The following is a 1,330-nucleotide window of genomic DNA, read 5'->3' on the forward strand; positions in this document are numbered from 1 at the left end:
GGATCTTCGACATCTCGGACAAGGCCGCCCCGCAGTACGTGGCGGCGGTGCGCACCGACTGCGGTTCGCACACCAACACCCTCGTCCCGGGCGAGGGCCGCGACTACGTCTACGTATCGTCCTACTCGCCCTCGGAGAAGTTCCCGAACTGCCGGCCACCGCACGAGCGCCTGTCGATCGTCGAGGTGCCCCACGACGCGCCCGAGGACGCAGCGGTCGCGGCCACCCCGGTGCTCTTCGGCCCCGAGGACGACCCCAAGGCGATGGGCTGCCACGACATCACCGCCTACCCCGAGCGCGGCCTGGCCGCCGCGGCATGCCTGGGCGACGGGCTGCTGCTCGATATCTCCGAGCCGCTCGCGCCCGTCGTGCTCGACCGGGTCCGCGACGACAACTTCGCGTTCTGGCACTCGGCCACCTTCACCGCCGACGCCTCCAACGTGCTCTTCACCGACGAGCTGGGCGGCGGCTCGGCCGCCGTGTGCGACGCCGAGACCGGTCCCGAACGGGGCGCGGACGCCGTCTACTCGGTCGGCGGCGGCGCGGCCCTGGCCTTCCGCAGCTACTACAAGATCCCCCGCCACCAGGCGGACACCGAGAACTGCGTGGCGCACAACGGCTCGCTGATCCCGGTTCCCGGGGGCGACTACTTCGTGCAGGGCTGGTACCAGGGCGGGGTGTCGGTCGTCGACCTCACCGACCCCGACGAGCCCCGGGAGATCGCCTTCTTCGACCGCGGCCCCTGGGACTCCGCGGCGCTGCGCACCGCGGGTTCGTGGTCGGCCTACCACTACAACGGCCACGTGTACTCGAACGGCATCCAGCGGGGCCTGGACGTGCTCCGGCTGACCGACCCGCGGCTCACCCCGGCCGAGGGCGTCCGCATGGACGAGTTCAACCCGCAGTCACAGCCGCCACCGCCGTCACTGTCCGTTCCCTAGTCACTATGTGCAGTTCGAGGGGTGAAAGCTGCGTTTCTGTTAAGAAGAGAGGTTTCTTTTCCGTCCCTCTATACATCCCTACGCCCTAATGTGTACATTCCTCATGTTTCGCCTGAACGGAACTTGGAGTGTAGATGTCCCTCATCCCCCAGCCGAGCGTGAGACGCGGAGCCGTCGGGCTCGCCCTCGCGTCCACTGCGGCCCTGATCGCCGGACTGCTCGGCCCCACGGCCGCCGCCGCTGACGAGGAATTCGTCAGTGACGCTATGACCAGCGAAAATGTCACCCACGTCGCCAATGTCCCCAAGACCGAGGTCATGAGTTCCTACAACTCGGACCTGGCTTTCACCGGTGACTACGTGATCGGTGGCAACTACAACGGGTTCGTC

1 protein-coding gene and 1 pseudogene are annotated in these 1,330 nt (G+C 67.7%); both read left to right on the forward strand.

Annotation, left to right across the window (positions count from 1 at the left end; all coding sequences use genetic code 11):
- Positions 1–941 (forward strand): LVIVD repeat-containing protein (locus ACFHWE_RS23530; protein WP_416604059.1); only part of this gene is annotated, 941 nt, incomplete at its 5' end.
- A 134-nt stretch (positions 942–1,075) separates the two neighbouring features.
- Positions 1,076–1,330: pseudogene (locus ACFHWE_RS23535) on the forward strand (hypothetical protein); the annotation flags it as partial.

The organism is Nocardiopsis sp. LOL_012, from assembly GCF_048060475.1.
In the GTDB taxonomy this organism is placed as follows: domain Bacteria; phylum Actinomycetota; class Actinomycetes; order Streptosporangiales; family Streptosporangiaceae; genus Nocardiopsis.